Source organism: Gymnodinialimonas ulvae (genome assembly GCF_037543845.1).
GTDB lineage: Bacteria > Pseudomonadota > Alphaproteobacteria > Rhodobacterales > Rhodobacteraceae > Gymnodinialimonas > Gymnodinialimonas ulvae.
The window spans coordinates 391,309-416,759 of sequence record NZ_JBBIFX010000001.1 but is presented as its reverse complement, the minus strand read 5'-3'; the positions used below and the strand labels follow the sequence as shown (position 1 = coordinate 416,759).

Sequence of the window (25,451 nt, the reverse complement as noted above, 5' to 3'; positions counted from 1 at the left end):
TCATACCGCCTGTAGGAAAAACGCACCCGCAATCAGGAACGACAAAGCCGCCGCCCCCGCCGCAAGGCTCTTTTGTGCGGGCCGCCACGGCAGCCATTCCGACGCCAAAAGGCGCAAGCCCCCAAACATGTGCACCGCCAAAAGGAACACCAGCCCGAACTCGGCCATCTTAACCAAGGTGGCCTCGGTCATCGCCAGAAATCCGTTGAGGCCCCCGGGGTCGCTCACCGCCATCGCCAGCACCCAGAAATGCAGCGGCAGGAACAGCGCCAGCGCAAGGCCCGACACCCGATGCACGATGTAGGCCACCCAAAGCGGATGCGCGCGCGCCGGAGCCTTCATGCGCCCACCCCCGCGAATGTCACCGCCCAGACCGCCCGCGCCCCAAGTGCAAAAAGCGCCAGGCCGATGGCCCACATCACGGCCTCCAAAACCGCGCCTTTCAGGCCGGCCCATTCATGCGCGATGACCCGCAAACCGATCGCGCCGTGGATCGACACCGCCACCACAAAAAGCCCGTAGAACGCGAACCATAGGAACGATCCCTGCGTCCGCCCGAGGATTTCCTCGGCCGTCACCCCGCCCTGGATCGCATAGATCATCACCGCGATATGCCCGAGCACGAACGGCCCCATCAAAAGCGCCGTGATGCGTTGCGCCATGTAAAGTCGCAGCCCCAGCATCTATCGCCCCTTCCGGAAGAAGTTCTTCGCCGTCTCGCGTTTCAGCTTCGCGATGGCCGACATCGGATCAAGCTCGTTCGGGCAATATGCCGTGCAGGACCCCATCGAATGGCAATTGTGGCACCCGCCCGACCCGCTGACCGCATCAAGGATCGCCACACGCCCTTCGTCCTTGGCGTCGTTCAATAGGGTCCACGCCCGCTGCAACGCCGCCGGGCCAAGGTAATCCGCATTGCCCGCCACCGTGTCACACGCCGCATAGCAGACCGAGCAATTGATGCATTCGATGCCTGCGTTCGCCTCCACCCGCGCCGCGCTGTCCTCAGCGACGGGCGCAATCGGATCGTCGCGCGTCAGGCCGCCGTGATGGACCCCCTCGGCGGCCACCCATTTGTCGAAAAACGGATCCATGTCGACCGCCAGATCCTTGATAACAGGCAGGTTTCGCAACGGCCCGATATGGATCGCCGCGCCGGCCGTCACCTTCGACACATGCGTGCGACAGGTCCATCGCGGCACGCCGTTGACCATCATCGCGCACGACCCGCACATGCCCACACGGCATGCAAACCGATAGCTCAGCGTCGGGTCCACGTTCTGCTGCACCCAACTGACCACGTCCAGCACGGTCTGATTGTCATAGGCCGGCACGTCATAGCTCTGCGGCCCGTCGGCGCGATCAATCGTTACACTCAAAACGTCGCTTGGCATCTTGGCTCCGCTCTCCAGCTTGGCTTATCGTCGGCATACACCGATACCCCAACTTTATGAATGGGAAATGTTGTGACAGAAACTGTAAGCAACGCTAATGAAACACCTTTGCAAGAGGCGTTGGACACACGGTTTCTGGATGCCCCTAGGGTCGTACCAGAGGCCGCAGATGCCCCTGCGCTCACCACGATGGCGGCGCGCGGATCGTGCCGCCGGTTCACGGATCGCGCGGTTCCACGCCCCCTGATCGACACGCTCAGCGCGCTCGCCTTGTCGTCCCCAACCAAAAGCGACCTGCAACAACGCGATATCATCGTGATCGACGACGACGGCTTGCGCGCGCGCCTTGCCACATTGGTCGGCGGACAGGCCTGGGTCGCTGATGCGCCGAGACTTCTGGTGTTCTGCGGCAACAACCGGCGGCAGCGCCTGCTGCACGCCGAGGCCAACGTGCCCTTCGCCAACGACCATTTCGACGCGGTCTTCAACGCCGCCTGCGACGCGGCCATCGCGCTTGGGGCCTTCACCGCCGCCGCCGATGCCGTGGGACTTGGCACCTGCCCGATCAGCGCCGTGCGAAATGAGGCGCGCGCGGTGGCCGACCTGCTGTCCCTACCCGATCATGTCTTTCCCTTCGCCGGTCTCGCGGTCGGTTGGCCCGACGCGCCACCGCGCATCGCCAAGCGCCTGCCGCTGGCCGCAACCTTGCACACCGACCGTTACTCCGAGGCCGCCCTGCCCGCCGCGCTCACCGCCTATGACGCCGACCGCGCCGCAACGCAGCCCTACCGAACCCAACGCTTCGAACAAAGCTTCGGAACCGCCGATCCCTACACCTGGTCCGAGGACAAGGTCCGCCAGTACAGCCAGCCCGAGCGCGCGGATTTCGGGGCCTATATCCGCACTATCGGGTTCAAGCTCGACTAAGCGGCAAAATCCGTGATCACCGCCGTCCCCGGCGCGGTCGGCCCGTGCATCGCGTGCAACTCCGCGCTCGCGCCCGAAAGGGCCACCTCGCGCGCCAGCATCGGGGTGATGTCCACGGCACCCCTGTCGATCATCTCCAGCAGGCTGGGGTATTTCCACGCGGGCATGCCGCGGGTGCCGAAGAACGACAATTGCTTGGCATAGATCGCGCGCATGTTGACCTCCATCATGCCGCTGCCCGCAGGCATCCCGACCTGCACATGCCGCCCGAGAATGCGCAAACAATCCAGCGACGCGTTTGTCGTCGGCCCGATCCCCAGCGCCTCGATCGAGACATGCGCGCCGCCCCCGGTGAGCTCGCGGATCGCCTCGGCTGCATCGACGTTGGCCGCGTTCACAACGGCCTCCGCCCCATGCACCTTGGCATGGGCAAGCTTGTCATCAACAACATCCACGGCCACCACCCGCGCCCCAAGCGCGCGCGCCAAAAGCAACGTGGCCAGCCCGATCCCCCCGGTGCCATGCACCGCGACCCATTCGCCCGTGCGCACCTGCGCGCGGTCCGTGAGCGCGTGCCACGCGGTCGTCACCCGGCACCCGAGCCCCGCCGCCAAGGCCGGTGACATGGCCTCGGGCAATGCGACAAGGTTATGGTCGAACGGCACCGCCACATATTGCGCATAGGCCCCAGGCGTGCCGAAACCCGGCGTGATCTGGTTGGCGCAGGTGTTAGACACGCCGGTCGCGCAGGCCGGGCACGCCCCACAGGCCAGGATGAACGGCGCGATCAGCCGTGCGCCAACCGGATGCGTGGCCTGCGGGCCCGCCGCCACCACAGTGCCGCAATATTCATGGCCAAGGATCGAGCCCGGCCCAACCTTCGGATGCTCCCCCACCCAGCCGTGGAAATCCGACCGGCAGACGCCGCAGGCCGCCACTTCCAGCACCACGCCATTGTCGGGGCAGGAAGGATCATCGACCGTCTCGATGGACAAATCCGCGTTGAAGTCTTTGATAAGCGCCGCGCGCATGTCGTCTTCCTTTATCCTCGCCCCCTGAGGGTGTAATATCCTGCCGTGATCGGCCCCTGTCAAAAACCCGCGCGCCACAGACGGCCCGGCGCGCTTTCGGCCCCGCGCTTCCCTGCGTGACGCAGCATGTCCCAGGCCAAGACGAGATTACTCGACAGGACCGGCAGGCCCGTCTCGCCCTCGATTTCTGCAATCACATCCAGCGTGCGCAGGTTTGTGCACGACAGGAACAGCACGTCGCAGTCCGCCTGCGCTGCCACCGCCAAAGCCGCGTCGCGCACCGCCGATTGGGCAATGCGCACCACGCGCGCTTCTTCGCCCTCGTCGAAACTGCCGAAGGCTGCGATCTCCAGGCCCGCGTCGGTCAACACGTGCCGCAAATGCGTCGAGACCGCCGCGACATAGGGGCTGATCAGGCCGAGGCGCGTCACCCCAAGATGCCCGCACGCCGCCACAAGCGCCGAGACCGGCTGCGTCACCGCGCCCGCGTTGCACCCGCCTTGCACCAGCTCTGCGATCCGTCCCGCGCCGATCTGCGCCGTGCCCGAAGTGCAGCCGTAGCCCACGACCGAGAACTGCGCCGCGCGTGGGAACAGCGACACCGCCCCGGCCAACTCCCCCTCCATCGCGGCCAGCGTCTCGGGCGTGACGTCCTCCGCCGAGGGGATGCGCGTCACCAACAGCTCCACCTCCGCGGGCATCAAGCGGCGCATATCCGCCTCGATGGTTTCGTCCGATTGCAACACCACCAAGCCCAGTTGCGGCGGCATCCGGTCAACAAGCGTATAGGCAAGCGCGCTCATATCACCACTATCTCCCGCCCGGCCCGGCGGCTCAGGCAAACCGCGCCGCCCTCGCGGATCACGATATCCTCTTCATGGACCATGATCTTGCCCCCACCCATATCCACCCCCGGCTCCAGCGTCAGGACCATCCCCGGCGCAAGCACCGTGTCATCGCCCGGAATGATCGACGGCCCCTCGGTCAATTGCAGGCCAAGCCCGTGGCCCAACCGTCCCGCCTCCGACGCGCTCGCGTCCGGTGGGCCACTCGGGCGCACCACCGCGTTCATCGCGTGGAACAGATCGGCGAAACGCGCGCCGGGCCGCGCCGCCGCCAGCCCCGCATCCACCGCCTCGATCAGCCGCGCATGGGCCGATGCGACGGCAGCAGAGGGCGGGCCAACACTATAATTGCGGTCGAAATCGCAGAAATACCCATCGCGGATCACGCCCGTGTCCAACATTAACACATCGCCCGGTTGCAACGGCGCCTCCGTCGCAGGAGAAATCACATCCCGATAGCCGCCCCGCCCCGCCGCCCCGGCCAGATACGGCACCCAATCGGCCCCTTCCTCAAGACACAGCATCTGAAACCGGCGAAAGACCTGCTCCAACGGGACGCCCGCACCGGCGATCTCATCCACCCGCGCAAAGGCCCGGTCGGCCACGGCCACAGCGGCGGTGATCTTGGCAATTTCCGGTTCGGATTTGATCGTCCGCAGCCGCCAGGTAATCGCCGCATCATCGATCAGGCGGCGCGCGCCCAAAGCGGCCTCCAGCCGGTGCAAATCCGCCCTCGGTATCCGCACATGGCTTTCCAGATGGCTCGCCAACCCGATGGCGCCCGCATCCGGCACCACCTCGCGCAGGGTTTCGGCCAGCAAACCGATCCCGTCATCGCCGTAATCCGGCGCGGACCATGTGCGAATGTCCTCAACCCAGGTCTGCCCCATCAAATGCGCGCCAATCGACGGGATTACCGCAATCGGCGCGCCGGCAGACGGCACGATCACGAACCACGGGCGCGTCGGGCTTTCCCAAAACCGCGTCAGAAACCCGGTGTAATACCGCAGCTCAACCTCTGTAGTCAGCAAGAGCGCGCCAAGCCCCGCGCGCGCCATCTCTACCTGCGCCTTGGCACACCGCGCCGCGAATTCTGCGCGCGGAAGGCCACGCGGCGCTGTCATTCCGGCCCCTCGCTCAGGATCACCAGCACGCGCGACCCGCCATCAAGGCCCAGATCGCCCGCCGGTCCCCCGACCCGCGCCGCCAAAAGCCCCGCCAAGCCTGCCGCCCCCGACGGCGTCGAGGGCATTGCGATCCGCGCCGCCGTGTCGGCGCCGCTCTGCCCCTCGGCCTCCGAGATCAGCACAAAATCATCCGCATCCCGCGCCAGGCCCTTGAGCGCGATCAACGACGGCTCTTTGCAATCCAGCCGCCCCATCGCCGAGGCCGGGCCCGGTGCCACAACCGACCGGCCCGCCGCCACGGACGCGTGCAGCGCAGGCGCGGCGTCGGGTTCCACCACGACGATCCGCGGCGCATGGCCCCAGACCTTTCGCGCATAGGCGGCGCAGGCGCAGGCCAGGCCGCCAACACCGGCCTGAAGGAAGATATGCGTCGGCGCCTCCGCCATCTCGGCCGCCGCCTCATGCATCAACACCAGATACCCTTCCATCAAGCGATGCGGCCGTTCCAGATATCCGGGCCAGGACGAATCCGACAACACGATCGCCCCCTCCGCCTTGGCGTCTTCGGCGGCGGCGGCCATGCTCTGTTCATAAATCGCCCCACGCCACCGCACCTCGGCGCCCAGGGCTTCCAATCGCGCCCCGAACGCCGCCGGCACCGTTTGCGCAAGGTAGATGACCGCCCGCGCCCCGAAGGCCTTGGCCCCCGCCGCCACCGACAAGCCGTGGTTCCCGGCACTGGCCGCGTAATAGGCCGCGCCCGCCGCCCGGCCGCTCTGCGCATCGCAGGCAATGACATAGGCCGCACCAAGTGACTTGAAGCTTCCCAAGCCCATGCGATCGCGCTCGTCCTTTATGTGCAACGCCGTCAGGCCGAGTTCAGTGGCCAGCGCATCGGCTGAGACAAGGGGTGTTGGGGCCGCAACGGGGCAGCGCGTCAGGAGTGCGGCAGGCCGCTCGGCGTCATCACTGGGAAACGGGATGTCGTGCAGACCGTCCAGAACGGCATCGCGCATCGCTTGGGTGTGGGTCAGATGTTCCATGACGGCACGCTACACCGCGCCTGCTGCGGTGGCGTGTCAAAACCGACCAGACACGTAAAAAGCACGGCGACCTATCGGCACAATTTACCACCGGGCCTGATCTGACGCGGTCGTATCAGACGCGGCAACCCGGCGGTTGGCTCAGATGCTGGCCCAATCCGAAAAACGCACCGGAACCGGGCGCTCCTTTTCAGGGGCCTGCTCTTTTTCGGGTTTTGGGATGGGTTTGGGGGAAGGCATAGGGTTACTCCGACACTGATTACAGGGCCGACCCTCCATCGAAAATGCGGCATTTCACGGTGCCAAAATGTGGCAGATTTATGGCGAGCCATGCGATAGCCCAACGATTTAAGGGGAAAAACGTGCCGGCGATCCACAGGAAGGAAGAGAGACGATATGCGGACCGCCGACACTAAGTCGTGCCACTGCGCGGGATTTAGGAAGGGAGGAGACAATCCCACGTAGTCTGGCTGAGTTCAGTTAGCGACGCAGCACCGGATCATGGAAGGCGATTGCGCCGCTGCCAGCGCCAGATTCGCACCTTGCCCAATAAAGCGGCGCAATTGCGTGCCAATCGCCCGCAGGCTGGCACATCACGAGCGCTTGCGGTGCCCATGGGGGGAATCGCACCGCCCCTCTCCGCCCAAACATTTCAAAATCACCGTCTGTTTTCACGCCGCTGAGACCCAGGCTCACGCCCCCGTGGGGTTGGTGCAGGGTGTCGGAGGTTCTGTGCACAAGCGCACCTAAAACCCCCAATTCTCGCGGTTCCGTGTATCGTATTTCAGCAACCCACCCGCCATATTCATCTCATCGGCAGGCCACAACGGCTCGCCAACGAAACCAAATCAGGGCCGCCTCCCACATCAGGCCCACCACACAAACTGAATAGGACCAGTCAAATGAAAAACATCGCAATCATCGCCGCCGTCGCCGCTTCCCTCGCCGCCCCGGCCTTCGCCCAATCCGCAGCCTCCGTCGCCGCGATCCAGCACTTCAACCAGTTCGAAGACAGCGCGCTCGAGCGCACCAACGTCAACGGCGTCGGCACCCGCGTGTCGCCCACGGGCAGCCTGGGTCAGACCTTCTCGGTCCTCAACGAAGACCAGGACGTTGCCTCCGACCTGCGCGGCGTGAACGGCGCAACCCTCGTCAACGGCACCCCCGCCTACGGCGCAGACATCTTCGACCGCCTCCGCGCCGCGTCGCTCGAAGACGAGTAATCTCCCCCCAAACCATCTCTCCCCGGACAGGGCGCCCCACGCGGGCGCCCTTTTCGGTTTCCGGATCACAGGCTGGCACGCAACAAAAAAGGGCCGCGCATCTTGCGCGGCCCTTTTGGCATGGCGGGGACGTAAGGCGGCTTAGCCGACCAGTTCAAGCCCCGAGAAGAAATAGGCGATCTCGACCGCCGCGGTTTCCGGTGCGTCGGAGCCGTGGACGGAGTTTTCGCCAATCGACAACGCAAATTCTTTACGGATCGTGCCCTCAGCGGCTTCGGCCGGGTTCGTGGCACCCATCACTTCGCGGTTCTTCGCAATCGCGTCTTCGCCTTCAAGGACCTGCACCACGATCGGCTCGGAGGCCATGAATTCGCACAGCTCGCCGTAGAACGGGCGCTCTTTGTGAACTTCATAGAAAACTCCGGCCTGCGCCATGGTCAGGTGGATACGCTTCTGTGCGACGATGCGAAGGCCCGCTTCCTCGAACTTGGCATTGATCTTGCCGGTGAGGTTACGCTTGGTGGCGTCGGGTTTGATGATCGAAAAAGTGCGCTGGATGGCCATTGGAATGCTCCGTTCGGGCGTTTTAATTTGCGCGCGGGCTAACACGGGGATTGACGGTTGAAAAGACCCCGGCCCGCGCCTGGCCTTTGCGGTCCGGCCGTCCGCTTAACCGGCCTGTGCGGCACCAACCCAGGCCCGTACGGCAAGCGCCGCGATCAGGGCTCCGGTGGCAATGGCCCCCATCAGGCTCAACAAGGCAAGCGGCGTGGTCTGCGCCTCCACGATCAGGGTCGCCAAGCCGGTCAACACCGCCCCCAGCGCCAGCATGACCGAACCGCTGATACCAGATGCACTCCCCGCCAGTTCGGGGCGCACCGACAAGGCGCCCGCCGCAGCACTCGGGATCGAAAACCCGTTGCCCAGTCCCACGCAAAGTGTCGCGACCAACAGCGGCCAAAGCGCCGCGCCGCCGAACGCGAAGTAGATGCAGGCCGCTCCGATTCCGATCACCGGCACCGCACGCCCAAGCAGGATCAGGCGCAACTCACCCACCCGCTCCACCAATCGCGCGCTCGCCCCCGCGCCCACCAGAAATCCCGCCGTGGTCGAGCCAAGCACAATCCCGGTCTGCGCCGTTCCAAGGCCAAACGCCTCGACCATCACAAACGGCGCGCCGGTCAGGAAGACGTAGAACACGCCCACGCCAAGCGCCTGCACGCCGACATAGGCCCAGTAAAGCCGTACCCGCAAAAGCCCGCCGATGCCGCGCATCGACATCGCCCCGCGCGCTTTCGTCTCGCCCAAGTCGCGCCAACACCACACCAGAAGGCCCAAACCAAGCACCGCATAGGCCACAAAGATCGACCGCCAGCCAAACGCGGCCTCCAACAGGCCCCCAATCATCGGCGCCAGCATCGGCGCGACCGCCATGGCCGAGGCGATCAACGACAGCTTCGCCGCCGCACTGCGCCCGTCGAACAGATCGCGCACTACCGCCGAGGCCAGAATGCCGCCCCCCACCGCCACCGCCTGCGCCACCCGCGCAATCAGGAACAAGGTGATATCTTCTGCCAAAAGGCACATCACCGACGCGACGGCATAGATAGCCAGAAGCCCAAGGATCACCGGGCGCCGCCCGATCCGGTCCGACAGTGGCCCAAGGATAAGCTGCAACACCGCCGCCGCCGCCATGTAGATCGAGATCGCACGCCCGATCACCGCCTCCGACACGCCAAAGCTCGCCTGCATCGCCGGAAGCGCGGGCAGGAACATGTTCAACGACAACACGGTCAGCGCCGTCAACAAAATGAGCGTGATTAAATGTGGCTGTGTGCGGTCCATCGTCCCCGCGTAGCAGGCCGGTCTGCGGCCCACCAGTGATCATGCGATTGACGCCGCCCGGCGCATTCGCCATGTCCCCCCCATGTTGCGCATTGATGATATCGGTTACTCGGTCGCGGGCCGCCCCTTGCTTGAGGCCGCGTCGGCCTCCATTCCCACGGGCCACAAGGTGGGCATCGTGGGTCGGAACGGCACCGGCAAGACCACGCTCTTCCGCCTGATCCGGGGTGAGCTGGCGCTGGACACCGGCTCCATCACGCTGCCTTCGGGCGCCAAGATCGGCGGTGTGGCGCAGGAAGTGCCGTCATCTGACACCTCGCTCATCGACACTGTGCTTGAGGCCGACACCGAACGCGCGGCCCTTCTGGCGGATGACGCCACCGACCCCGCCCGCATCGCCGAAGTGCAGGAACGCCTGACCGCGATCGATGCCTGGGGGGCGGAGGCGCGCGCGGCCTCGATCCTCAAGGGCCTCGGCTTTACCCATGCCGAACAACAAATGCCCTGCTCCGCGTTTTCGGGGGGCTGGCGCATGAGCGTGGCGCTTGCGGGCGTGCTCTTCGCGCAACCCGACCTGCTGTTGCTCGATGAACCGACCAACTACCTCGACCTCGAAGGCGCGCTCTGGCTCGAGGCCTACCTCGCCAAATATCCCCATACCGTGCTGGTCATCTCGCACGATCGCGGCCTTCTCAACCGCGCGGTGGGTCACATTCTGCACCTCAACGACCGGCAATTGACACTTTACACCGGCGGCTATGACACCTTCGCCAAGACCCGCGCCGAACGCCGCGCCGTGCAAGCCGCCGCCGCCAAGAAACAAGACCTCCAACGCGCGCATCTGCAAAGCTTCGTGGACCGGTTCAAGGCCAAGGCGTCCAAGGCGAAACAGGCGCAAAGCCGCGTAAAAATGCTCGAACGGATGGAAACCATCCGCGCCCCCGAAGACGCCGCGCGCACCGTGTTCACCTTCCCCGAACCCGAAGAGTTGTCGCCGCCCATCGTCAACATGGACGGCACCGCGGTCGGCTACACCGACACGCCCGTTCTCAAACGCCTCAACCTGCGTCTCGATCAGGACGACCGCATCGCCCTTCTGGGCCGCAACGGCGAGGGCAAATCCACGCTCTCCAAACTGCTCGCGGGCAAGCTTTCGGCGATGGACGGGCGCATCACCTCGTCCTCGAAACTGCGCATCGGCTATTTCGCGCAGCATCAGGTCGACGAATTGCACCTCGACGAGTCGCCCCTCGATCACATCCGCCGCGAACGCCCCGACGACGCGCCCCCGAAACTGCGCGCGCGGCTGGCCTCCTTCGGGCTTGGCGCGGATCAGGCCGAAACGCTGGTCGCGAAGCTTTCCGGTGGCCAGAAAGCACGCCTGTCGCTTCTGCTGGCTACACTCGACGCACCCCATCTTCTGATCCTTGACGAGCCGACCAACCACCTGGACATCGAAAGCCGCGAAGCCCTGGTCGAGGCGCTTACCGCCTATTCCGGCGCGGTCGTTCTGGTGTCGCACGACATGCACCTGCTCAGCCTCGTGGCCGACCGGCTGTGGTTGGTGAAAGACGGCCATGTCGCCCCCTACGCCCATGACCTCGAAACCTACCGCGCGTCACTGCTCAACACCGCGCCGCCCAAGGAAAAGGCCGCCAAACCAAAGAAAAAGGTCAGTCAGGCGGACATCAAAGACCTCAAATCCGAGGTCAAACGCGCCGAGGCCCGCGTCGCCAAGATCGAAGAGATGCGCGATAAACTCGCCAAGAAACTCGCCGATCCCAAGCTCTATGAAGACGAAAACACCGACAGCCTTCAGGTCTGGCAAGCCAAATACGCCGAAGTCTCCGAAGGCCTCGAACGCGCTGAAGCGCTCTGGATGAAAGCCGAAGAGAAGCTGGAAAAAGCCCAAAGCACCTGACCGCCCCTCTTTGCTTTCCAAATACCTCGGGGTTTGGGGCAGCGCCCCATCGCGACCCCATCGGGGGGCGCAAAAGAAAAAACAACGCGGCGCAAGCCGCTCCGCTTAGCAACCTTTGGAACGGACAATGGATCTCAGCCTCTACATTCCCGCCTTTGTCACGCTCTTCGTGGTCATCGATCCCATCGGCCTGACGCCGCTTTTCGTCGCCCTGACTGCGGGGATGAATGCGCGACAGCGACGGATCATTGCCATACGCTCGGTCTTGGTCTCCTTCGGCATCCTGCTGCTCTTCGGGCTGGCCGGCGAATCCGTCCTTTCCTTCCTGGGCATCTCCATGCCGGCCTTCCGCATGGCCGGCGGCATCCTGCTGTTCCTCACCGCGCTCGACATGTTGTTCGAACGGCGCACCCAGCGCCGGCAGGATCAGGCCGACACGGCTCAGGCCGAAGACGCCCCTGACGACCCTTCCGTCTTCCCCCTCGCCATCCCGCTTATCGGCGGACCTGGCGCCATCGCGTCGATGATCCTGCTGACCGGAGAAGGAAGCGGCGCGTTGCATATTACGGCCGTGCATGGCGTAATGGCCGCTGTTTTGCTGATAGTCCTGGCGCTTTTTCTTCTTGCGGCACCGCTCGAACGCTTGCTCGGGCCCACCGGGATCACCGTCGTGACCCGCCTTCTGGGCATGTTGCTGGCCGCGCTGTCGGTGCAATTCGTGATTGATGGCCTGCGCGACCTGCAAGTGATCTGAGCGCGACCTATATTGATCCAAACGACGGAGCGGATCATGGATGAAGCGACCACCGCCAATCTCATTTACCTGATTGTGCTGTTGGTGGGACTGGCCGCCTTCACACTCATCAACCGCCAGACCAGTATCGGTCAGATGACCAAGGCACTGGCGCTATGGGGGGTCATCTTCGTGGCCGTGCTCATGGGTGTTCTGCTATGGACCGACCTGCGCGATCAAATCCTGCCCCAGCAAGTGATGCTGAGCGACACAATCGTCACAACACCGCGTGACAGGGACGGACATTTCTACCTCACCCTCGAGGTCAACGGCACCCCGATCCGCTTTGTTGTCGACACGGGCGCCACCGGCATTGTGCTGTCACGCAACCATGCCAGCGCGGCTGGCATCGACACCGACGAGCTGATCTTCATAGGCCGCGCAAGGACCGCCAATGGCCCCGTGGACACCGCGCCCGTGACGCTGGACACCCTGACCCTCGGCGGCACAACCGACACCAATGTCCGCGCCGTCGTAAACAACGGCGCGTTGGACGAAAGCCTGCTCGGCATGAGCTATCTTTCGCGCTTCTCACGCCTGGAAATCACGAATGGGCAGCTGGTTCTGGAACGCTAAGCGCTATCCACTTTCCGCATACCGAAAGCTTGTGTCATCCAAAAACAGGATATCAGGACGTTCCGGATTGCGCTTTCATCTCCCACTGGCCGCTTTCCTCCGACCAGTATTTCGCACCCACGCCTGCCCCTGTCAGCGCTTTCCACTGCGCCCGCGCGGTCTGCAACGCGGTCTCGTCATGGCCGTCGAACAGCACCATGACACGCGTCATCTTGGTAACTTCTTCCGGCGTCACATCGGCCCCTTCGACGGACACAAGGCAGGTCGGATCGTTGCCCGCCGCCCCGGTCGTCAGAAGCACCGGCTGCGCCGCATCATGGGGCCCACCGGCGCGCCCGTGTGGCACGAACCCGTCGTCCGGACGCAGCCAGAGCTGCTCGTCCAGTCGCGCCAGTGCGTCTTCGGTCCGGCCGCGCACCGCAACCCGCCATCCGGCTTGCAGCGACTTGCCCAACAAGGTCGCAAGCGTCACCTCAACCGGGGCACGGGTCAGGTGATAAAAGTAAGCCTCACCCATGGGTTACGCCGCGACGTTGATGTTGCAAATCAGCTTTCATAACCATCGCGCACCAACCGGTCCAGCGCCATCACGCCCCAGCCCGTCGCCCCCTTGGGCGCCAGCATGGTGTCGGATTTCACGCTGGCAGTGCCCGCGATGTCGAGGTGGATCCAAGGCGTCTCTTCCTTCACGAAGCGCTGCAGGAACTGCGCCGCCGTGATCGAGCCCGCCGCGCGTCCGCCGACGTTCTTCATATCGGCAATCCGGCTCTTGAGCATGTCATCATAGGCCTTCCCCAACGGCATCCGCCACGCGCCTTCGCCCTCGGCCTTCGCCGCCTTCAGGAAAGCATCGCAAATCGCGTCATTGTTCGAGAACACGCCCGCGTTCTCATGGCCCAGGCCAATGATGATCGCGCCGGTCAGTGTCGCCAGATCAATCATCCCAGACGGCTTGAACCGCTCCTGCGCGTACCACATCACATCGCACAGAACGAGGCGGCCTTCGGCGTCGGTATTGATCACCTCGATCGTGTCGCCTTTCATGGATTTCACAACGTCTCCCGGACGTTGCGCGCGTCCGTCGGGCATATTCTCCACCAGCCCGACCAGCCCCACCACGTTGGCTTTCGCCCCGCGCAGTGCCAGCGTTTTCATCACGCCCGAGACCACGCCCGCGCCGCCCATGTCCATCGTCATGTCTTCCATGCCGCCCGCGGGCTTGAGGCTGATGCCGCCGGTGTCGAACACGACCCCCTTGCCGACCAACGCCAAGGGCTTTTCCTTGCCGCCGCCGTTCCATTCCATCACCACAACCTTCGACGGGCTTTCCGACCCTTCGCCGACCCCCAGAAGCGAATGCATCCCGAGCTTTTCGAGGTCTTTTTCCTCCAGCACCTCGACCTTGAGACCGATCTCTTTCATCGCCGCCAACCGATCAGCAAATTCCTGCGTTGTCAGCACATTGGCAGGCTCATTCACCAGATCGCGCGTGAAAAAGACCCCCTCGGCCACGGCAATGGCGGCACGGGCCTCCGCCTTGGCCTCATCAGGTTTGGTGCACATGATCGTGGCCGCCGCCCGCTCGGGCGTCTCGGCGGTCTTGTGGTCGGTGAACTCATAGGCCCGCAGCGCCATCCCCAGCGCCACCTCCGCCACCCGGGTCACGGCACCCGCGCAAAGCGTCAGCGCGTCGGGGCCTTTGAACTTGGCCAGCGCGGCCCCGGCACGGCGCGCATCCTCAACGCTCGGGCGGCGATCAAGCTTGACCACCAGAACGGACATGGCCGCGAGCCCGGCGGGAAACCCAAGCGTAAAGCCTTGGCCTGCCTTCACTTTCTCCCACCGCTCACTCTCGACAAGCCGCGCGACCGCCTGTTTCGTGAGGCGGTTCACCCTGCGCCCGGCGGGATCCAGCTTGCCGTCTGGCGTCACCATGATCGCCAGCTTCCCCTCAATCTGCGCCAGCGCATCAAGGTCGGTTTCGGCAAAATCAACTGTGATCGGCGTGGTCATGGGGCGGCTCCTGCGCATGAAAGGCGTGACATTCAGGTCGCGACATTAGGCCGGTGTTCCGGGGTTGACCAGATCACCCCTACGCATCCCCGAAAATGTCATTTAGAACATAGATGACGCGGTTGTTCTGCCCATCAAACACCGCATATGGGGGTTTGTGACATTGGGTCAGTACGACCGATACGTTTTGCGCCAGCTTGTGATGCTGTTCGGCTTTTTCAGCCTCGTGCTGGTGTCGGTTTACTGGGTCAACCAGGCCGCGCGCCTGTTCGACGACCTGATCGCAGACGGGCAAAACGTCAGTGTCTTTCTTGAGTTTTCAGCTCTGACCTTGCCGTGGATTGTGCAGCTTATCCTGCCGGTTTCGGCCTTCGTGGCCACGCTTTACATCTTCAACCGGATGATCGGCGAAAGTGAGCTGGTGGTGTTGCAAACCGCGGGCCTTTCGGCATTTAGGCTGCTGCGGCCGGTCTTCGTCTTTGGCTTGCTCATGGCGCTCCTGGTCGGGATCCTCGGCAACGTTCTCGCCCCGACGGCACGTGCCCAGTTCATCGACCGTCAGGACGAGGTACGTGATGACCTGACGGGCCGCTTCCTGCGCGCGGGCGAATTCATCCACCCCACCGGCGGTTTGACCGTCTACATTCGCGAGATCACGGAACTCGGCGAATTCAGGGACCTGTTCCTACAGGATTCGTCAAACCAAGGCGTTGAGGTCACCTATTCCGCCACCAATGCGCTTCTGGTCCGCTCTGACACCGGTCCGCGTCTGGTGATGTTCGACGGATTGGCGCAGACGCTTGACCTGGACACCGGGCGGCTCTCCACAATCTCGTTCAGCGATTTTACCTATGACGTCGGCGCGTTGATGGACGGCACCCGGCAGCGGCGGGTCGACGTGCGCGAATTGCCCACCTCGATACTGTTGCAGGCCGATGCGCAGACCGCCGAGGCGCTTGGCGTGCCGCTGGCTCATATGGTGTTCGAAGGACACGACCGCGTGGCGCAGTCGTTGTTCGCGATTTTCGTGCCGCTGATCGGGGCTGCGTCGTTGATGCTTGGTTCGTTCAGCCGCTTTGGCGTGTGGCGGCAGATCCTGATTGCGGTCATGCTGGTCCTGCCGATGCAGATCGTGCGCAACGCCGGAGAGGCCGCCGTGCGCGCCGACGCGGATGCGTGGGCCATGGCCTATCTGCAACCCGCGCTGGCCGCCGGTGTGGCCATCTGCATGACCGCGCTTGCGATGCGCAGGCGCAGCGGATGGAGGGCCATTCCCGCATGATCCTGCATCTCTACATCGCCGGTCGGTTCCTGCGGGCCTTCGGGATCGTGCTGGCGGTGTTCGTGGCCATCCTACTGCCCATCGACATGGCAGATCAACTCCGCCGGATCGGCAGCGATCAGGGCTTTGGCGCGGTGTTGCAACTGGCGTTGTTAAACCTGCCGCGAAGCTTGAACGGCTTGATGCCGCTGTTTGTAATGCTGGCCACGCTGGTCCTGTTTTTGGGGCTGGCGCGCACGTCCGAGCTGGTGGTGGTGCGCGCGGCGGGGCGTTCGGCTCTGAAGTCGGCGGCGGCGCCGGTCGTGACCGCGCTTCTGATCGGGGTGCTGTCGCTTTTGATCCTGAACCCGCTGGTGGCGGCCACGGCGCGGCAATACGACCTGACGCTGGCGCGCCTTTTGGGGGAGGAAACCCGCACCGTCTCGGTCTCCCGGCAGGGTTTGTGGTTGCGCCAAGGCGTCGGGAGCGAGCAAACGGTGATCCGCGCCGAGGTGACCAATGGCGATGGCACGCATCTGTTCGGCGCGAGTTTCTTTACCTTCGATGCCGATGGCCAGTTGCTGGACCGCATGGATGCCACCGAGGCGGTGCTGAATGCGGGCGCCTGGACCCTGACCGAGGTGCGCCGCTGGCCGCTGGCCGGGTCAAGCAACCCCGAGGCCGATGCGACAGCACTTGCCACGCTGACCCTGCCCTCGACACTCACCGCCGAGCAGATCCGCGACAGCTTCGGCAAGCCGGAAACGGTTCCCATCTTCGAGCTTCCCGGCTTCATACGGCAACTCAACGACGCAGGTTTCGCGGCCCTGCAACACCGCACCTGGTTGCAGATGCAATTGTCCTCACCCCTGCTGCTGGCGGCAATGGTTCTGATCGGTGCGGGCTTCACCATGCGCCACACGCGGTTCGGCAAAACCGGGGTGATGGTACTGACAGCGATCCTACTGGGCTTCGGCGTGGTGTTCATCCGCCGCTTTGCCGAGGTTTTGGGCGAAACCGGCCAGCTTTCGGCAACACTTGTCGCATGGACGCCGCCAATTGCCGCAATTCTCTTGGCCCTCGGGCTATTATTGCATACGGAGGACGGGTGACGCGCCGCATGCGCCATATGTTTGCGGCCCTTGTGGCCGTGGTCCTCTGCTGGGGTGCCCCTCTTGCAGCGCAGGGTTCCCCTTCGCTGCCGCCTGCGACGTTGATTGCCGACAACATCCGCTTTGATGGCAGTGCCTCGGTCTCCGCCAATGGATCGGTCGAGGTCTTCTACAACGGCGCACGCCTGCGGGCCCAATCCATCACCTTCGACGGCACCACCGACGAACTGCGCGTGCAGGGGCCGCTGACGCTGACCGATGCGGCCGGCAACACGCAGATCTTCGCCGAATTCGCGGAACTGTCCGGCGACCTGCAGAACGGTGTCCTGCAATCCGCGCGGCTTGTGCTGGATCGGCAGCTTCAGATTGCCGCGACCCAGATCGACCGCACCGACGGGCGCTACACGCAACTCTACCAGGCGGTCGCCTCGTCCTGCGAAGTCTGCTTCGAAAACCCCACCCCGCTGTGGGAAATCCGTGCCCGCCGGATCGTCCATGATGAGCTTGAACAACAGCTCTACTTCGACAACGCCACGTTCCGCATCATGGGAATTCCGGTGTTCTACCTGCCCCGGATGCGTTTGCCTGACCCCACACTCGAGCGCGCGACCGGTTTCCTCGCCCCCTCCATCCGTGCCGACGACAGCACCGGGACGCAGCTGCGTGTGCCCTATTTCATCATGCTTGGCGACAATGCCGATGTCACCGTGACGCCCTGGATCGGCACCGGAAGCCAGACCATCCAATTGCGCTACCGACAGGCCTTCCGCAACGGACGGGTGCAGGCCGATGGCGCGGTGTCCTGGGATGACCTGACCGACGACACCACCCGCGCCTACCTCTTTGCCAATGGACAGTTCGAAATCGGCGGCGGCTTCATCCTCGACCTGCAGGCCCAGGCGGTCAGCGACCGTGGATACCTGACCACCTATGACTTCCCCGACCCAGACATCCTCGAAAGCTTCGCGCGCATCAGCCGCGTGGAGCGCGCGCAGTATATCGAAGCCCACGGCACGCTCTACCAATCGCTACGCGAGGGCACGGACAATGACGTGTTGCCGACCCGCGTGGCCCATGCCGAGATCGTGCGCCGGTACAACCCGTCGCTGATCGGTGGCACCCTGACGGCCGAGCTTGAGGGGACGGGCCTCTACCGGTTCTCGACGGTCGAAAGCGTCGGCGATGCCCCCAACGGCCGCGATGTGTTCCGCATCTCGGGCGAGTTGGATTGGCGCCGGACCGAAATTTTCGGCGGCCTTGCCGTGACATTCCAGGGTGCCTTGCATGGTGGCATTTACGCGACGCAGCAGGGCGGCGATCTGAATGGCACTGAAACCCGGGTAACACCTTACGGCGCGATCGAGTTTCGCTATCCGATGCAGGCCGTCTCCGGCACTGGCGTGCGCCACGTGATCGAGCCAGTTGCACAATTCGTCTGGTCCGAGACCTACGGCAATGACGTCCCCAACGAAGACAGTTTCATCGTCGAGTTCGACGAGGCGAACCTGTTCTCGCTCGACCGCTTTCCCGGCTCCGATGAACGCGAGGTCGGCCCGCGCGCCAATCTGGGCCTGACCTATACGCGCGCTGCGCCGTCGGGGCTGAATTACTCTGTTGCGGGCGGCGTCGTGCTGCGCACCGATGAACAGGGGCAACTGACGAATGGCTCCGGGTTGAACGGGGTGCAGTCGGATTTCCTCGTCGCCGCCCATGTGCAATTCAACGACCACCTCAGCGTCGTGAACCGCGCCCTGTTCGACACCGATCTCAGCTTCACCTCCTCGGAATTATCGCTGTTCTGGATGGGCGACAACCACGAGCTTGTCTCGACCTACACCTTCCTCGAAGCCGATGCCGGCGAAGAGCGGCCCGACAATCTCGCGGAATGGACGCTGGATGCGGACTACACGTTGCAAAGCGGATGGGACGCGGGCGTGAATTGGCGCTACGATTTTTCGGAGAACACGCCGACACGGGCGGGCGTCTCCCTCGGATACGAAAACGAATGCGTTGATATGGAATTCTCGGTCTCGCGCCGGTATACGACGGCGGCGGATGTGGAACCTGCGACGCGCTTCGGCTTCACCGTCTCACTGGCGGGCTTCGGTGCCGGACGCGAAGGGCGAAGCATTGCGCGCAGCTGCCGGGGCGGATAACGCGCCCGAGCGTTCGGAGCGCGCCGGACAAAACCAACCAAAGTGGCACAGCAGAAATGGCCGGATTGAGCATGACGAATGTAGGCGAAAAGATGGGCATGGGCGGAGCAGTCAAGCGGATCATCGCGCGGGCGCATCGTGGCGGCTTCGTGGTGCTGGCGGCCGCCGCTTTTATCCTTGGCGCGCAGGCGGCGTTGGCGCAGAACCCCTTTGCCGTGGCGGTGCGTGTGAACGATTCCGTGGTCACGAATTACGAGATCGACCAGCGCGCGCGCTTTCTTCAGGTCCTCAACGCGCAAGGCGATCTGCGACAGCAGGCTACCGAAGCGCTGATCAACGAACGCCTGCAAGTCGCCGCCGGTATCGCGATGGGGGCCGAAGCCTCGCCCGAGGACATCGAAAACGGGCTGGTCGAATTTGCCGGACGCGCCAACCTGGGCCCTGAGCAGTTCCTGCAACAAATGGCGAGCGAAGGCATCGCACCGGAGACCGTGCGCGATTTCGTCGCCAACGGGATCACCTGGCGCAACGTGGTGCGCGCGCGTTTCGGCGCCCGGGCGCAGGTCACGGAAGAAGACGTGGACCGCGCGATGGAACTGGGCACGGTTCTGGGCGGTGGCATCGAATTGTTGCTGGCCGAGATCATCATCCCCGTGACGCCGCAGAACCAGGCGAACCTGGTGTCGGAATTGCTCCGCCTGCGAGAGCAGATTGCCGGCAGCACCGAAACCTTTTCGGAGGCCGCGCGCCGGTTCTCCGCCGCGCCTACGCGCGAGGCCGGTGGCGTGACCGGATGGCGCGGGCTCAACGAATTGCCCGAGGGCTTGCGCGACCTCTTCTTGACCATGTCCGTGGGGCAAGTCACCGAACCCGTTCCCTTGGGTGGGGGGCAGGCCTATGCCCTGTTCCAATACCGCGGTCAGCGCGAGGTCGAGGCGCCCAACCTACCCGTCACCGCGATTGATTACGTGTCGATTGCCATCCCCGGCGGCCGCACGTCCGAGGCCCTCGCCGAGGCGGAGCGTCTGCGCAATGCCGTGGACACCTGCAATGATTTCAACGGTGTGATCCCCGGCGGCTTTCAACGCCAGACGGTCGCGCCGGGTGAATTGCCCGAAGATGTCTCCCTCGCCCTTCGCGCGCTGGACGAGCGCGAGATGTCGACCTCGGTCACGCGGTCGGGGGGCACCGTGCTGCTGGCGCTGATGTTGTGTGACCGGGTCCGGTCCGAGCCGGAACAGGGCCGCGATGCGGTGCGCCAGCGCTTGGTCGGGCAGACCCTTGAGGCCTATTCCAATGGCTTCCTCGAAGAGCTTCGCTCCGAAGCACGCATCACGTTCGAGAATTGAGCGTGCGGCCCATGGGCCAGACCCCGAACCACACCACGCCCGCCCCCCTGCCACTGGCGCTGAGCATCGGCGAGCCCGCGGGCATCGGCCCCGAGATCGCCGTGAAGGCGTGGCGCGTGCTGGGAACTGACGTGCCGTTCTTCGTGATCGGGGATCCGCGCCACCTGTCGGGCTTTGGCGCACCATTGGTCGAACTTGGCGACCCGTCCGAAACACCAGCCGCCGCCGAGCGCGGCCTGCCGATTCTGCCGCTGGCATTTGGCGGCGCAACCGCCCCCGGAACGCCGGACCCCGCCAATGCGCAGGGCGTTATCGACGCCATCGCACGCGGCGTCGATCTGGTGGCGCAGGGCAAAGCCGCCGCTCTGACCACCGGGCCGATCCACAAGAAGGCGCTGATCGACGGCGCGGGGTTCGGATTTCCCGGTCATACCGAATACCTCGCCCATCTGGCGGGCGGCGCGCGCGTGGTGATGATGCTCGCCTGCCCGGAATTGCGCGTTGTGCCCACGACGATCCATATCGCATTGGCCGATGTCGCAGGGGCACTGACCGAGGCCCTGCTGAGTGAGACGATTGAGATCACCGACGCCGCACTTCGCCGCGATTTCGCAATTGCCAGCCCGCGCATCGCAGTCGCGGGCCTCAATCCCCATGCCGGCGAAGGTGGCGCGATGGGCCGCGAGGAAATCGACCTGATCACCCCGGTACTGGACCGGCTGCGCGCGGCGGGCCTGGATGTGATCGGGCCGATGTCGGCCGACACGATGTTCCACGCCGGCGCGCGGGCGGGCTATGATGCAGCGGTCGCGATGTACCACGATCAGGCGCTTGTCCCCATCAAGACCATCGACTTTTCCGGCGGTGTGAACGTCACGCTTGGCTTGCCGTTCATTCGCACCTCGCCCGACCACGGCACGGCGCTTGATATCGCGGGTCAGGGCGTGGCCGATCCGACAAGCCTGATCGCGGCATTGGAACTGGCGCGGGACATGGCCCTGCGACGGGCGCAGACATGAGCGCGATTGATGGGTTGCCACCGCTGCGCGACGTCATCGCGACCCATGGCCTGTCGGCGCGCAAGGCTTTGGGGCAGAACTTCCTTCTGGATTTGAACCTGACCGCTAAGATTGCGCGGGTCGCTGGCGATCTGTCGGGGGCGGATGTGTTGGAGATTGGACCCGGCCCCGGCGGGCTGACGCGCGGGCTTCTGGCCGAAGGTGCGCGACGGGTTGTTGCGATCGAGAAAGACGCGCGCTGTCTTCCCGCGCTGGCCGAGATCGCCGAGGCCTACCCCGGGCGCTTGATCGTCCTGAACGACGACGCGCTGGCCGTGGATTGGGAGGCCAACCTGACCCCGCCACGCAAGATCGTGGCCAACCTGCCCTACAACGTCGGGACCGAGCTTCTGGTGCGGTGGCTGACCCCGAAACGCTGGCCGCCGCCGTGGGAGAGCCTGACGTTGATGTTCCAACGAGAGGTCGCCGACCGGATCGTCGCGCAACCCGGCGGCAAGGCCTATGGTCGTCTGGCAGTATTGGCGCAATGGCGCTGCGAGGTGCGGATCGCGATGGGCCTGCCGCCCGAAGCCTTCACACCGCCGCCCAAGGTGCACTCCGCCGTGGTTCATCTCGACGCCCTGCCCGCCCCCCGGTTCGAGGCGGACGCCGCCATTCTGAGCCGCGTCGTCAAAGCCGCCTTCGCGCAGCGGCGCAAAATGCTGCGCGCGGCGCTCAAGGGTCAGGCCCCCGATATCGAGGATCGCTTGATCGCGGCGGGGCTCAAACCGACCGACCGGGCCGAACAGGTGCCGATCGAAGGCTTCTGCGCATTGGCCCGCGTGATGGCCAAACCCTAAAACGTGCGGCCAACAAACCTGCATCGCAGCTTTTGGCCGAGCGCCGTATGGTATTTGCGCGTCGCGTGCGCCCGACCTTTCGCTGATGGCTCGGGTCAAGGGCCGGACGCTCTGACGAAAAAGGGCCCCGCAGGGCCCCTTTGGATCATTCCGCCGCTTCTTGCGGGGGCTGCGGTTGATCGCCGCCATCACCGCCATCGCTTTCGGGCTTGCGCCGACGCCGCGTCCGCTTGGGCTTGGGCGCGCTTTCAGGCGTCTCGACAAGGCCGGTATCGCCGTCAGCGGCATTGTCGATCACTGCGTCGAACGAGCCCTGCTCGGGCGTGGGCTGCGCCTCGGGGGCTGCGTCCTGCTCAGGCTGCGACGCGCCATCGTTTTGCGGCTGCGACGGTTGGTTGCCCCCGCCCTGACCCTGCTGATCGCGGTCGCGGTTGCGGCGATTGTTCTTGCCACCCCCGTCGCCACCACCCTGCTGCGGGTTCTGGTTGTTGTTCTGGTTGTTGTTTTGAGTGTTGTTCTGCTGTTGTTGCGCGTCGCGCTTGGCGTCCATCTCGCGCTGCGCTTCGGCCAGCATGCGCAGATAATGCTCCGCGTGCTGCTGAAAGTTTTCGGCGGCCACGCGATCATTGCTGAGCTGCGCATCGCGGGTCAGCTGATTGTACTTGTCGATGATCTGCTGCGGGGTGCCACGCACCTTGCCCTCGGGACCCGAGCTGTCAAACACGCGGTTGACGATGTTTCCGACAGAGCGGTTGCGGTTCCCTTTGGACCGCGAGCGGTTCTTCGATGATCTCATGTGTGTTTTGGTCCAGTTGTCCTGGTTTGTCGGCAGCTACGCATCTCGTGCGGGCCGAGATTGGTCTCAGTTTGCGTCTTGGCCTGCATCCCCGCTGACCGTCACGCTGTCTGGTAAGATAAGGTGCGCTGGGACTGATATGGCCCGATATTCACACCCTGCGACGAGTAAACATGAGGGCGCGGTTCTGTCCAGCGCAAACTCACGCAATTGATGAAATACCCGCATATTCGCGATATTTCGCCGGTTTTTGCGCCGTTTTGTTGGCGTCAGCGGCGCGTGCCGCAGACAATCCTGTCGTTGCCACTAAGATCGGGGTGACAGGCGACGTCTTCAAGACCTGCCTCGTGGAAAAGCTTGGTCACCGCGGCCCCTTGCGCATAGCCCACCTCGACCACCAAGCGCCCCCCGTGGACCAAATGCGCATGCGTTCCGTCCAGAATGGCGCGATAGGCCGCCAACCCGTCCCCCCCCGGCGTCAGGGCCAGATGCGGCTCCCAATCGCGGACCTCGGGCGCTAGACCCTGCATCTCGGCCGCCGCGATATAGGGCGGGTTTGACACGATCAGATCGAACGCGCCCGCGACCGCCGCGTACCAATCCGATTGCAGAACTGAGGCACGTTCACCGACGCCGAGACGCGCGATGTTGCGCGCGGCCACCTCCAGCGCGGGCGGCGACAGGTCAGTGCCAAGCCCCAAAGCCGTCGGACGCTCGGCCAGCAGCGTCGCAAGAATGCACCCCGAGCCGGTGCCAAGGTCGAGGACCCGTTCAAACGGCCCGGACAAGGCGTAGTCCACCAGCGTTTCGGTATCCGCGCGCGGGGTGAGCACGTCGGGGGTGACGTGAAACAGGCGTCCGTAGAAATCGACCTCCCCCACGATCTGGCTCAGCGGTTGGCGGGATTTCCGCGCCTCTACGGCTTCGGTAAAGGCCCGAGCCGGCGCGCCATCGGGCCAGGTCTCGTCCAGACGCGCGAACAATTGCGCCGACGAAAGGCCAAGCGCATGGCACATCAACAGCCGTGCTTCGCGCTCTGCGGCGCCATCGGGCAAGAACTGGGCAAGGCTTTGGCGGGCCAGATCAAGACTGTACCGCAGCGACGGCGTCACCCGGCCATCTCCGCCAGCTTCATCGCCTGATCCTCGGCGGTCAGCGCGTCGATGATATCGTCCAGATCTCCGCCCATCACCTGATCCAGCTTGTAAAGCGTCAGGTTGATACGGTGGTCCGTCATCCGGCCCTGCGGGAAGTTGTAGGTACGGATCCGCTCGGACCGGTCGCCGGAGCCGACTTGCGATTTGCGATCGGCGGCGCGTTCCTCGTCCACCTTCTGCCGTTCCAGATCGAACAGGCGTGCGCGCAGGACCGACATCGCGATCTCGCGGTTGCGGTGCTGCGATTTTTCCGAGCTGGTCACGACGACGCCGGTGGGCAAATGCGTGATCCGCACGGCGCTGTCGGTGGTGTTGACGTGCTGGCCCCCTGCCCCGGAGGCGCGCATCGTGTCGATGCGGATGTCAGTTGCGGGGATGTCGATATCGACCTCCTCTGCCTCGGGCAAGACCGCGACCGTGGCCGCAGAGGTGTGGATGCGCCCGCCGGATTCCGTCTCGGGCACCCGTTGCACGCGGTGCACGCCGGATTCGAATTTCAGCCGCGCAAAGACGTTCTCCCCCTCGATCCGCGCAGTGACTTCCTTGATGCCGCCCAATTCGGTCTCGGCCAGATCAATGACCTCAACCCGCCAGCCGCGCGCTTCAGCGTAGCGGGTGTACATGCGGAACAGATCGCCTGCGAACAACGCCGCCTCGTCGCCGCCCGTACCGGGGCGAATTTCGATCATCGCGGGCTTGGCGTCAGCAGCATCTTTCGGCAGCAGCGCGATCTGCAGGCTTTGCTCGGCGGCCGGAATGGCATCCCGCAGGGTCGGCAATTCTTCTTCTGCAAGCGGCTTCATGTCCGGATCGTCCAGCATCGCCTCCGCCTCGGCCAGATCGGCAAGCAATTGATCATAGGCGGCAATTTCGGCCACAACCGGCTTCAGTTCTGCATATTCACGGCTGATCTGCGCGATGTCGCCGGGGTCGAGCCCGCCGTTGAGCTGCGCTTCGAGGAATTCGAACCGGTCAGTGATCTGGCGAAGGCGGTCGCGTGGCAACATGGGGCAGGCTTTCTGCA

The 25,451-nt window shown here is 64.5% G+C and carries 25 protein-coding genes; 11 read left to right on the top strand and 14 right to left on the bottom strand.

The genetic code is table 11. From position 1 onward, the window contains the following. Genes V8J83_RS02025 through V8J83_RS02015 form a run of 3 tightly spaced genes read right to left on the bottom strand, consistent with a single transcriptional unit; the run spans nt 1 to nt 1,394 of the window. A complete protein-coding gene (locus V8J83_RS02025) occupies nt 1–342 on the bottom strand; it encodes a succinate dehydrogenase, cytochrome b556 subunit (RefSeq protein ID WP_339982958.1) in 342 nt (113 codons plus the stop codon). Next, the gene (locus tag V8J83_RS02020; protein WP_339982956.1) at nt 339–683 is read right to left on the bottom strand and encodes a succinate dehydrogenase; all 345 of its coding nucleotides are present in this window, start codon (nt 681–683) and stop codon (nt 339–341) included. The genes V8J83_RS02025 and V8J83_RS02020 overlap by 4 nt, the downstream gene beginning before the upstream one ends. Further along, nucleotides 684–1,394, bottom strand: coding sequence for a succinate dehydrogenase/fumarate reductase iron-sulfur subunit (locus V8J83_RS02015; protein WP_339982954.1), 711 nt, complete (start codon nt 1,392–1,394; stop codon nt 684–686). 72 nt (nt 1,395–1,466) lie between these two features. On the opposite strand from V8J83_RS02015, the gene V8J83_RS02010 reads away from it, so the two are divergent. Beyond that, a complete protein-coding gene (locus tag V8J83_RS02010; protein WP_339982951.1) occupies nt 1,467–2,321 on the top strand; it encodes a nitroreductase family protein in 855 nt (284 codons plus the stop codon). On the opposite strand, the gene V8J83_RS02005 is transcribed toward V8J83_RS02010, so the two are convergent. The 4 genes from V8J83_RS02005 to V8J83_RS01990 are packed head-to-tail and all read right to left on the bottom strand — an operon-like array spanning nt 2,318 to nt 6,367. Continuing rightward, nucleotides 2,318–3,352, bottom strand: coding sequence for a zinc-binding dehydrogenase (locus tag V8J83_RS02005; protein WP_339982949.1), 1,035 nt, complete (start codon nt 3,350–3,352; stop codon nt 2,318–2,320). The genes V8J83_RS02010 and V8J83_RS02005 overlap by 4 nt on opposite strands. A gap of 59 nt (nt 3,353–3,411) precedes the next feature. Then, nucleotides 3,412–4,155, bottom strand: coding sequence for a maleate cis-trans isomerase family protein (locus V8J83_RS02000; RefSeq protein ID WP_339982947.1), 744 nt, complete (start codon nt 4,153–4,155; stop codon nt 3,412–3,414). After that, a complete protein-coding gene (locus tag V8J83_RS01995) occupies nt 4,152–5,321 on the bottom strand; it encodes a M24 family metallopeptidase (RefSeq protein ID WP_339982945.1) in 1,170 nt (389 codons plus the stop codon). The genes V8J83_RS02000 and V8J83_RS01995 overlap by 4 nt, the downstream gene beginning before the upstream one ends. Beyond that, on the bottom strand, nt 5,318–6,367 hold the full coding sequence (locus tag V8J83_RS01990) for a pyridoxal-phosphate dependent enzyme (RefSeq protein WP_339982943.1): 1,050 nt from the start codon (nt 6,365–6,367) through the stop codon (nt 5,318–5,320). Before V8J83_RS01990 ends, V8J83_RS01995 begins: the two co-directional genes overlap by 4 nt. A 902-nt stretch (nt 6,368–7,269) precedes the next feature. Here V8J83_RS01990 and V8J83_RS01985 point away from each other — a divergent pair. After that, nucleotides 7,270–7,590 (top strand): hypothetical protein, encoded by a 321-nt coding sequence (locus tag V8J83_RS01985; protein WP_339982941.1) that lies wholly within the window; start codon nt 7,270–7,272, stop codon nt 7,588–7,590. A 141-nt stretch (nt 7,591–7,731) separates the two neighbouring features. Here the strand turns inward: V8J83_RS01985 and ndk are convergent, their stop codons facing one another. Both ndk and V8J83_RS01975 read right to left on the bottom strand, forming a co-directional pair. Further along, on the bottom strand, nt 7,732–8,154 hold the full coding sequence (gene ndk, locus V8J83_RS01980) for a nucleoside-diphosphate kinase (RefSeq protein WP_339982939.1): 423 nt from the start codon (nt 8,152–8,154) through the stop codon (nt 7,732–7,734). 105 nt (nt 8,155–8,259) lie between these two features. Next, nucleotides 8,260–9,435 (bottom strand): multidrug effflux MFS transporter, encoded by a 1,176-nt coding sequence (locus tag V8J83_RS01975; RefSeq protein ID WP_339982937.1) that lies wholly within the window; start codon nt 9,433–9,435, stop codon nt 8,260–8,262. An 82-nt stretch (nt 9,436–9,517) separates the two neighbouring features. On the opposite strand from V8J83_RS01975, the gene V8J83_RS01970 reads away from it, so the two are divergent. The 3 genes from V8J83_RS01970 to V8J83_RS01960 all read left to right on the top strand — a co-directional run bounded on the left by V8J83_RS01970 (nt 9,518) and on the right by V8J83_RS01960 (nt 12,725). After that, on the top strand, nt 9,518–11,356 hold the full coding sequence (locus V8J83_RS01970; RefSeq protein ID WP_339982934.1) for an ABC-F family ATP-binding cassette domain-containing protein: 1,839 nt from the start codon (nt 9,518–9,520) through the stop codon (nt 11,354–11,356). Nucleotides 11,357–11,483: 127 nt separating this feature from the next. Beyond that, the gene (locus V8J83_RS01965) at nt 11,484–12,110 is read left to right on the top strand and encodes a MarC family protein (protein WP_339982932.1); all 627 of its coding nucleotides are present in this window, start codon (nt 11,484–11,486) and stop codon (nt 12,108–12,110) included. A gap of 36 nt (nt 12,111–12,146) precedes the next feature. After that, nucleotides 12,147–12,725, top strand: a complete 579-nt coding sequence (locus V8J83_RS01960; RefSeq protein WP_339982930.1) for a retropepsin-like aspartic protease family protein — start codon at nt 12,147–12,149, stop codon at nt 12,723–12,725. Nucleotides 12,726–12,777: 52 nt separating this feature from the next. Here the strand turns inward: V8J83_RS01960 and V8J83_RS01955 are convergent, their stop codons facing one another. Then, complete coding sequence (locus V8J83_RS01955; protein ID WP_339982928.1) at nt 12,778–13,242, bottom strand: DNA polymerase III subunit chi; 465 nt, start codon at nt 13,240–13,242, stop codon at nt 12,778–12,780. A 29-nt stretch (nt 13,243–13,271) separates the two neighbouring features. Further along, nucleotides 13,272–14,738: a leucyl aminopeptidase gene (locus V8J83_RS01950; protein WP_339982926.1), complete on the bottom strand. Its 1,467-nt coding sequence runs from the start codon at nt 14,736–14,738 to the stop codon at nt 13,272–13,274. A gap of 157 nt (nt 14,739–14,895) precedes the next feature. Here V8J83_RS01950 and lptF point away from each other — a divergent pair, with 157 nt between their 5' ends. From lptF to rsmA, 6 genes are all read left to right on the top strand, one after another. Next, nucleotides 14,896–16,020 carry an LPS export ABC transporter permease LptF gene (gene lptF, locus V8J83_RS01945; RefSeq protein ID WP_339982924.1) on the top strand — a complete coding sequence of 375 codons (1,125 nt, stop codon included), beginning with the start codon at nt 14,896–14,898 and terminating at the stop codon, nt 16,018–16,020. After that, a complete protein-coding gene (gene lptG / locus V8J83_RS01940) occupies nt 15,999–17,111 on the top strand; it encodes an LPS export ABC transporter permease LptG (RefSeq protein WP_339982921.1) in 1,113 nt (370 codons plus the stop codon). Before lptF ends, lptG begins: the two co-directional genes overlap by 22 nt. Nucleotides 17,112–17,119: 8 nt before the next feature. Then, nucleotides 17,120–19,267: an LPS-assembly protein LptD gene (locus tag V8J83_RS01935; RefSeq protein WP_339982919.1), complete on the top strand. Its 2,148-nt coding sequence runs from the start codon at nt 17,120–17,122 to the stop codon at nt 19,265–19,267. A gap of 71 nt (nt 19,268–19,338) precedes the next feature. Beyond that, a complete protein-coding gene (locus V8J83_RS01930) occupies nt 19,339–20,616 on the top strand; it encodes a peptidylprolyl isomerase (RefSeq protein ID WP_339982917.1) in 1,278 nt (425 codons plus the stop codon). Nucleotides 20,617–20,627: 11 nt separating this feature from the next. Next, nucleotides 20,628–21,635: a 4-hydroxythreonine-4-phosphate dehydrogenase PdxA gene (gene pdxA / locus V8J83_RS01925; protein ID WP_339982915.1), complete on the top strand. Its 1,008-nt coding sequence runs from the start codon at nt 20,628–20,630 to the stop codon at nt 21,633–21,635. Next, nucleotides 21,632–22,474, top strand: a complete 843-nt coding sequence (gene rsmA / locus V8J83_RS01920) for a 16S rRNA (adenine(1518)-N(6)/adenine(1519)-N(6))-dimethyltransferase RsmA (RefSeq protein WP_339982914.1) — start codon at nt 21,632–21,634, stop codon at nt 22,472–22,474. Before pdxA ends, rsmA begins: the two co-directional genes overlap by 4 nt. Before the next feature lie 145 nt (nt 22,475–22,619). On the opposite strand, the gene V8J83_RS01915 is transcribed toward rsmA, so the two are convergent. The 3 genes from V8J83_RS01915 to prfA all read right to left on the bottom strand — a co-directional run bounded on the left by V8J83_RS01915 (nt 22,620) and on the right by prfA (nt 25,434). Continuing rightward, entirely contained in the window at nt 22,620–23,270 is a 651-nt protein-coding gene (locus tag V8J83_RS01915; RefSeq protein WP_339982912.1) for a DUF4167 domain-containing protein, read from the bottom strand. Between the two features lie 269 nt (nt 23,271–23,539). Further along, nucleotides 23,540–24,382: a peptide chain release factor N(5)-glutamine methyltransferase gene (gene prmC, locus V8J83_RS01910; protein WP_339982910.1), complete on the bottom strand. Its 843-nt coding sequence runs from the start codon at nt 24,380–24,382 to the stop codon at nt 23,540–23,542. Then, nucleotides 24,379–25,434: a peptide chain release factor 1 gene (gene prfA / locus V8J83_RS01905; RefSeq protein WP_339982908.1), complete on the bottom strand. Its 1,056-nt coding sequence runs from the start codon at nt 25,432–25,434 to the stop codon at nt 24,379–24,381. Before prfA ends, prmC begins: the two co-directional genes overlap by 4 nt. Nucleotides 25,435–25,451 lie beyond the last annotated feature (17 nt).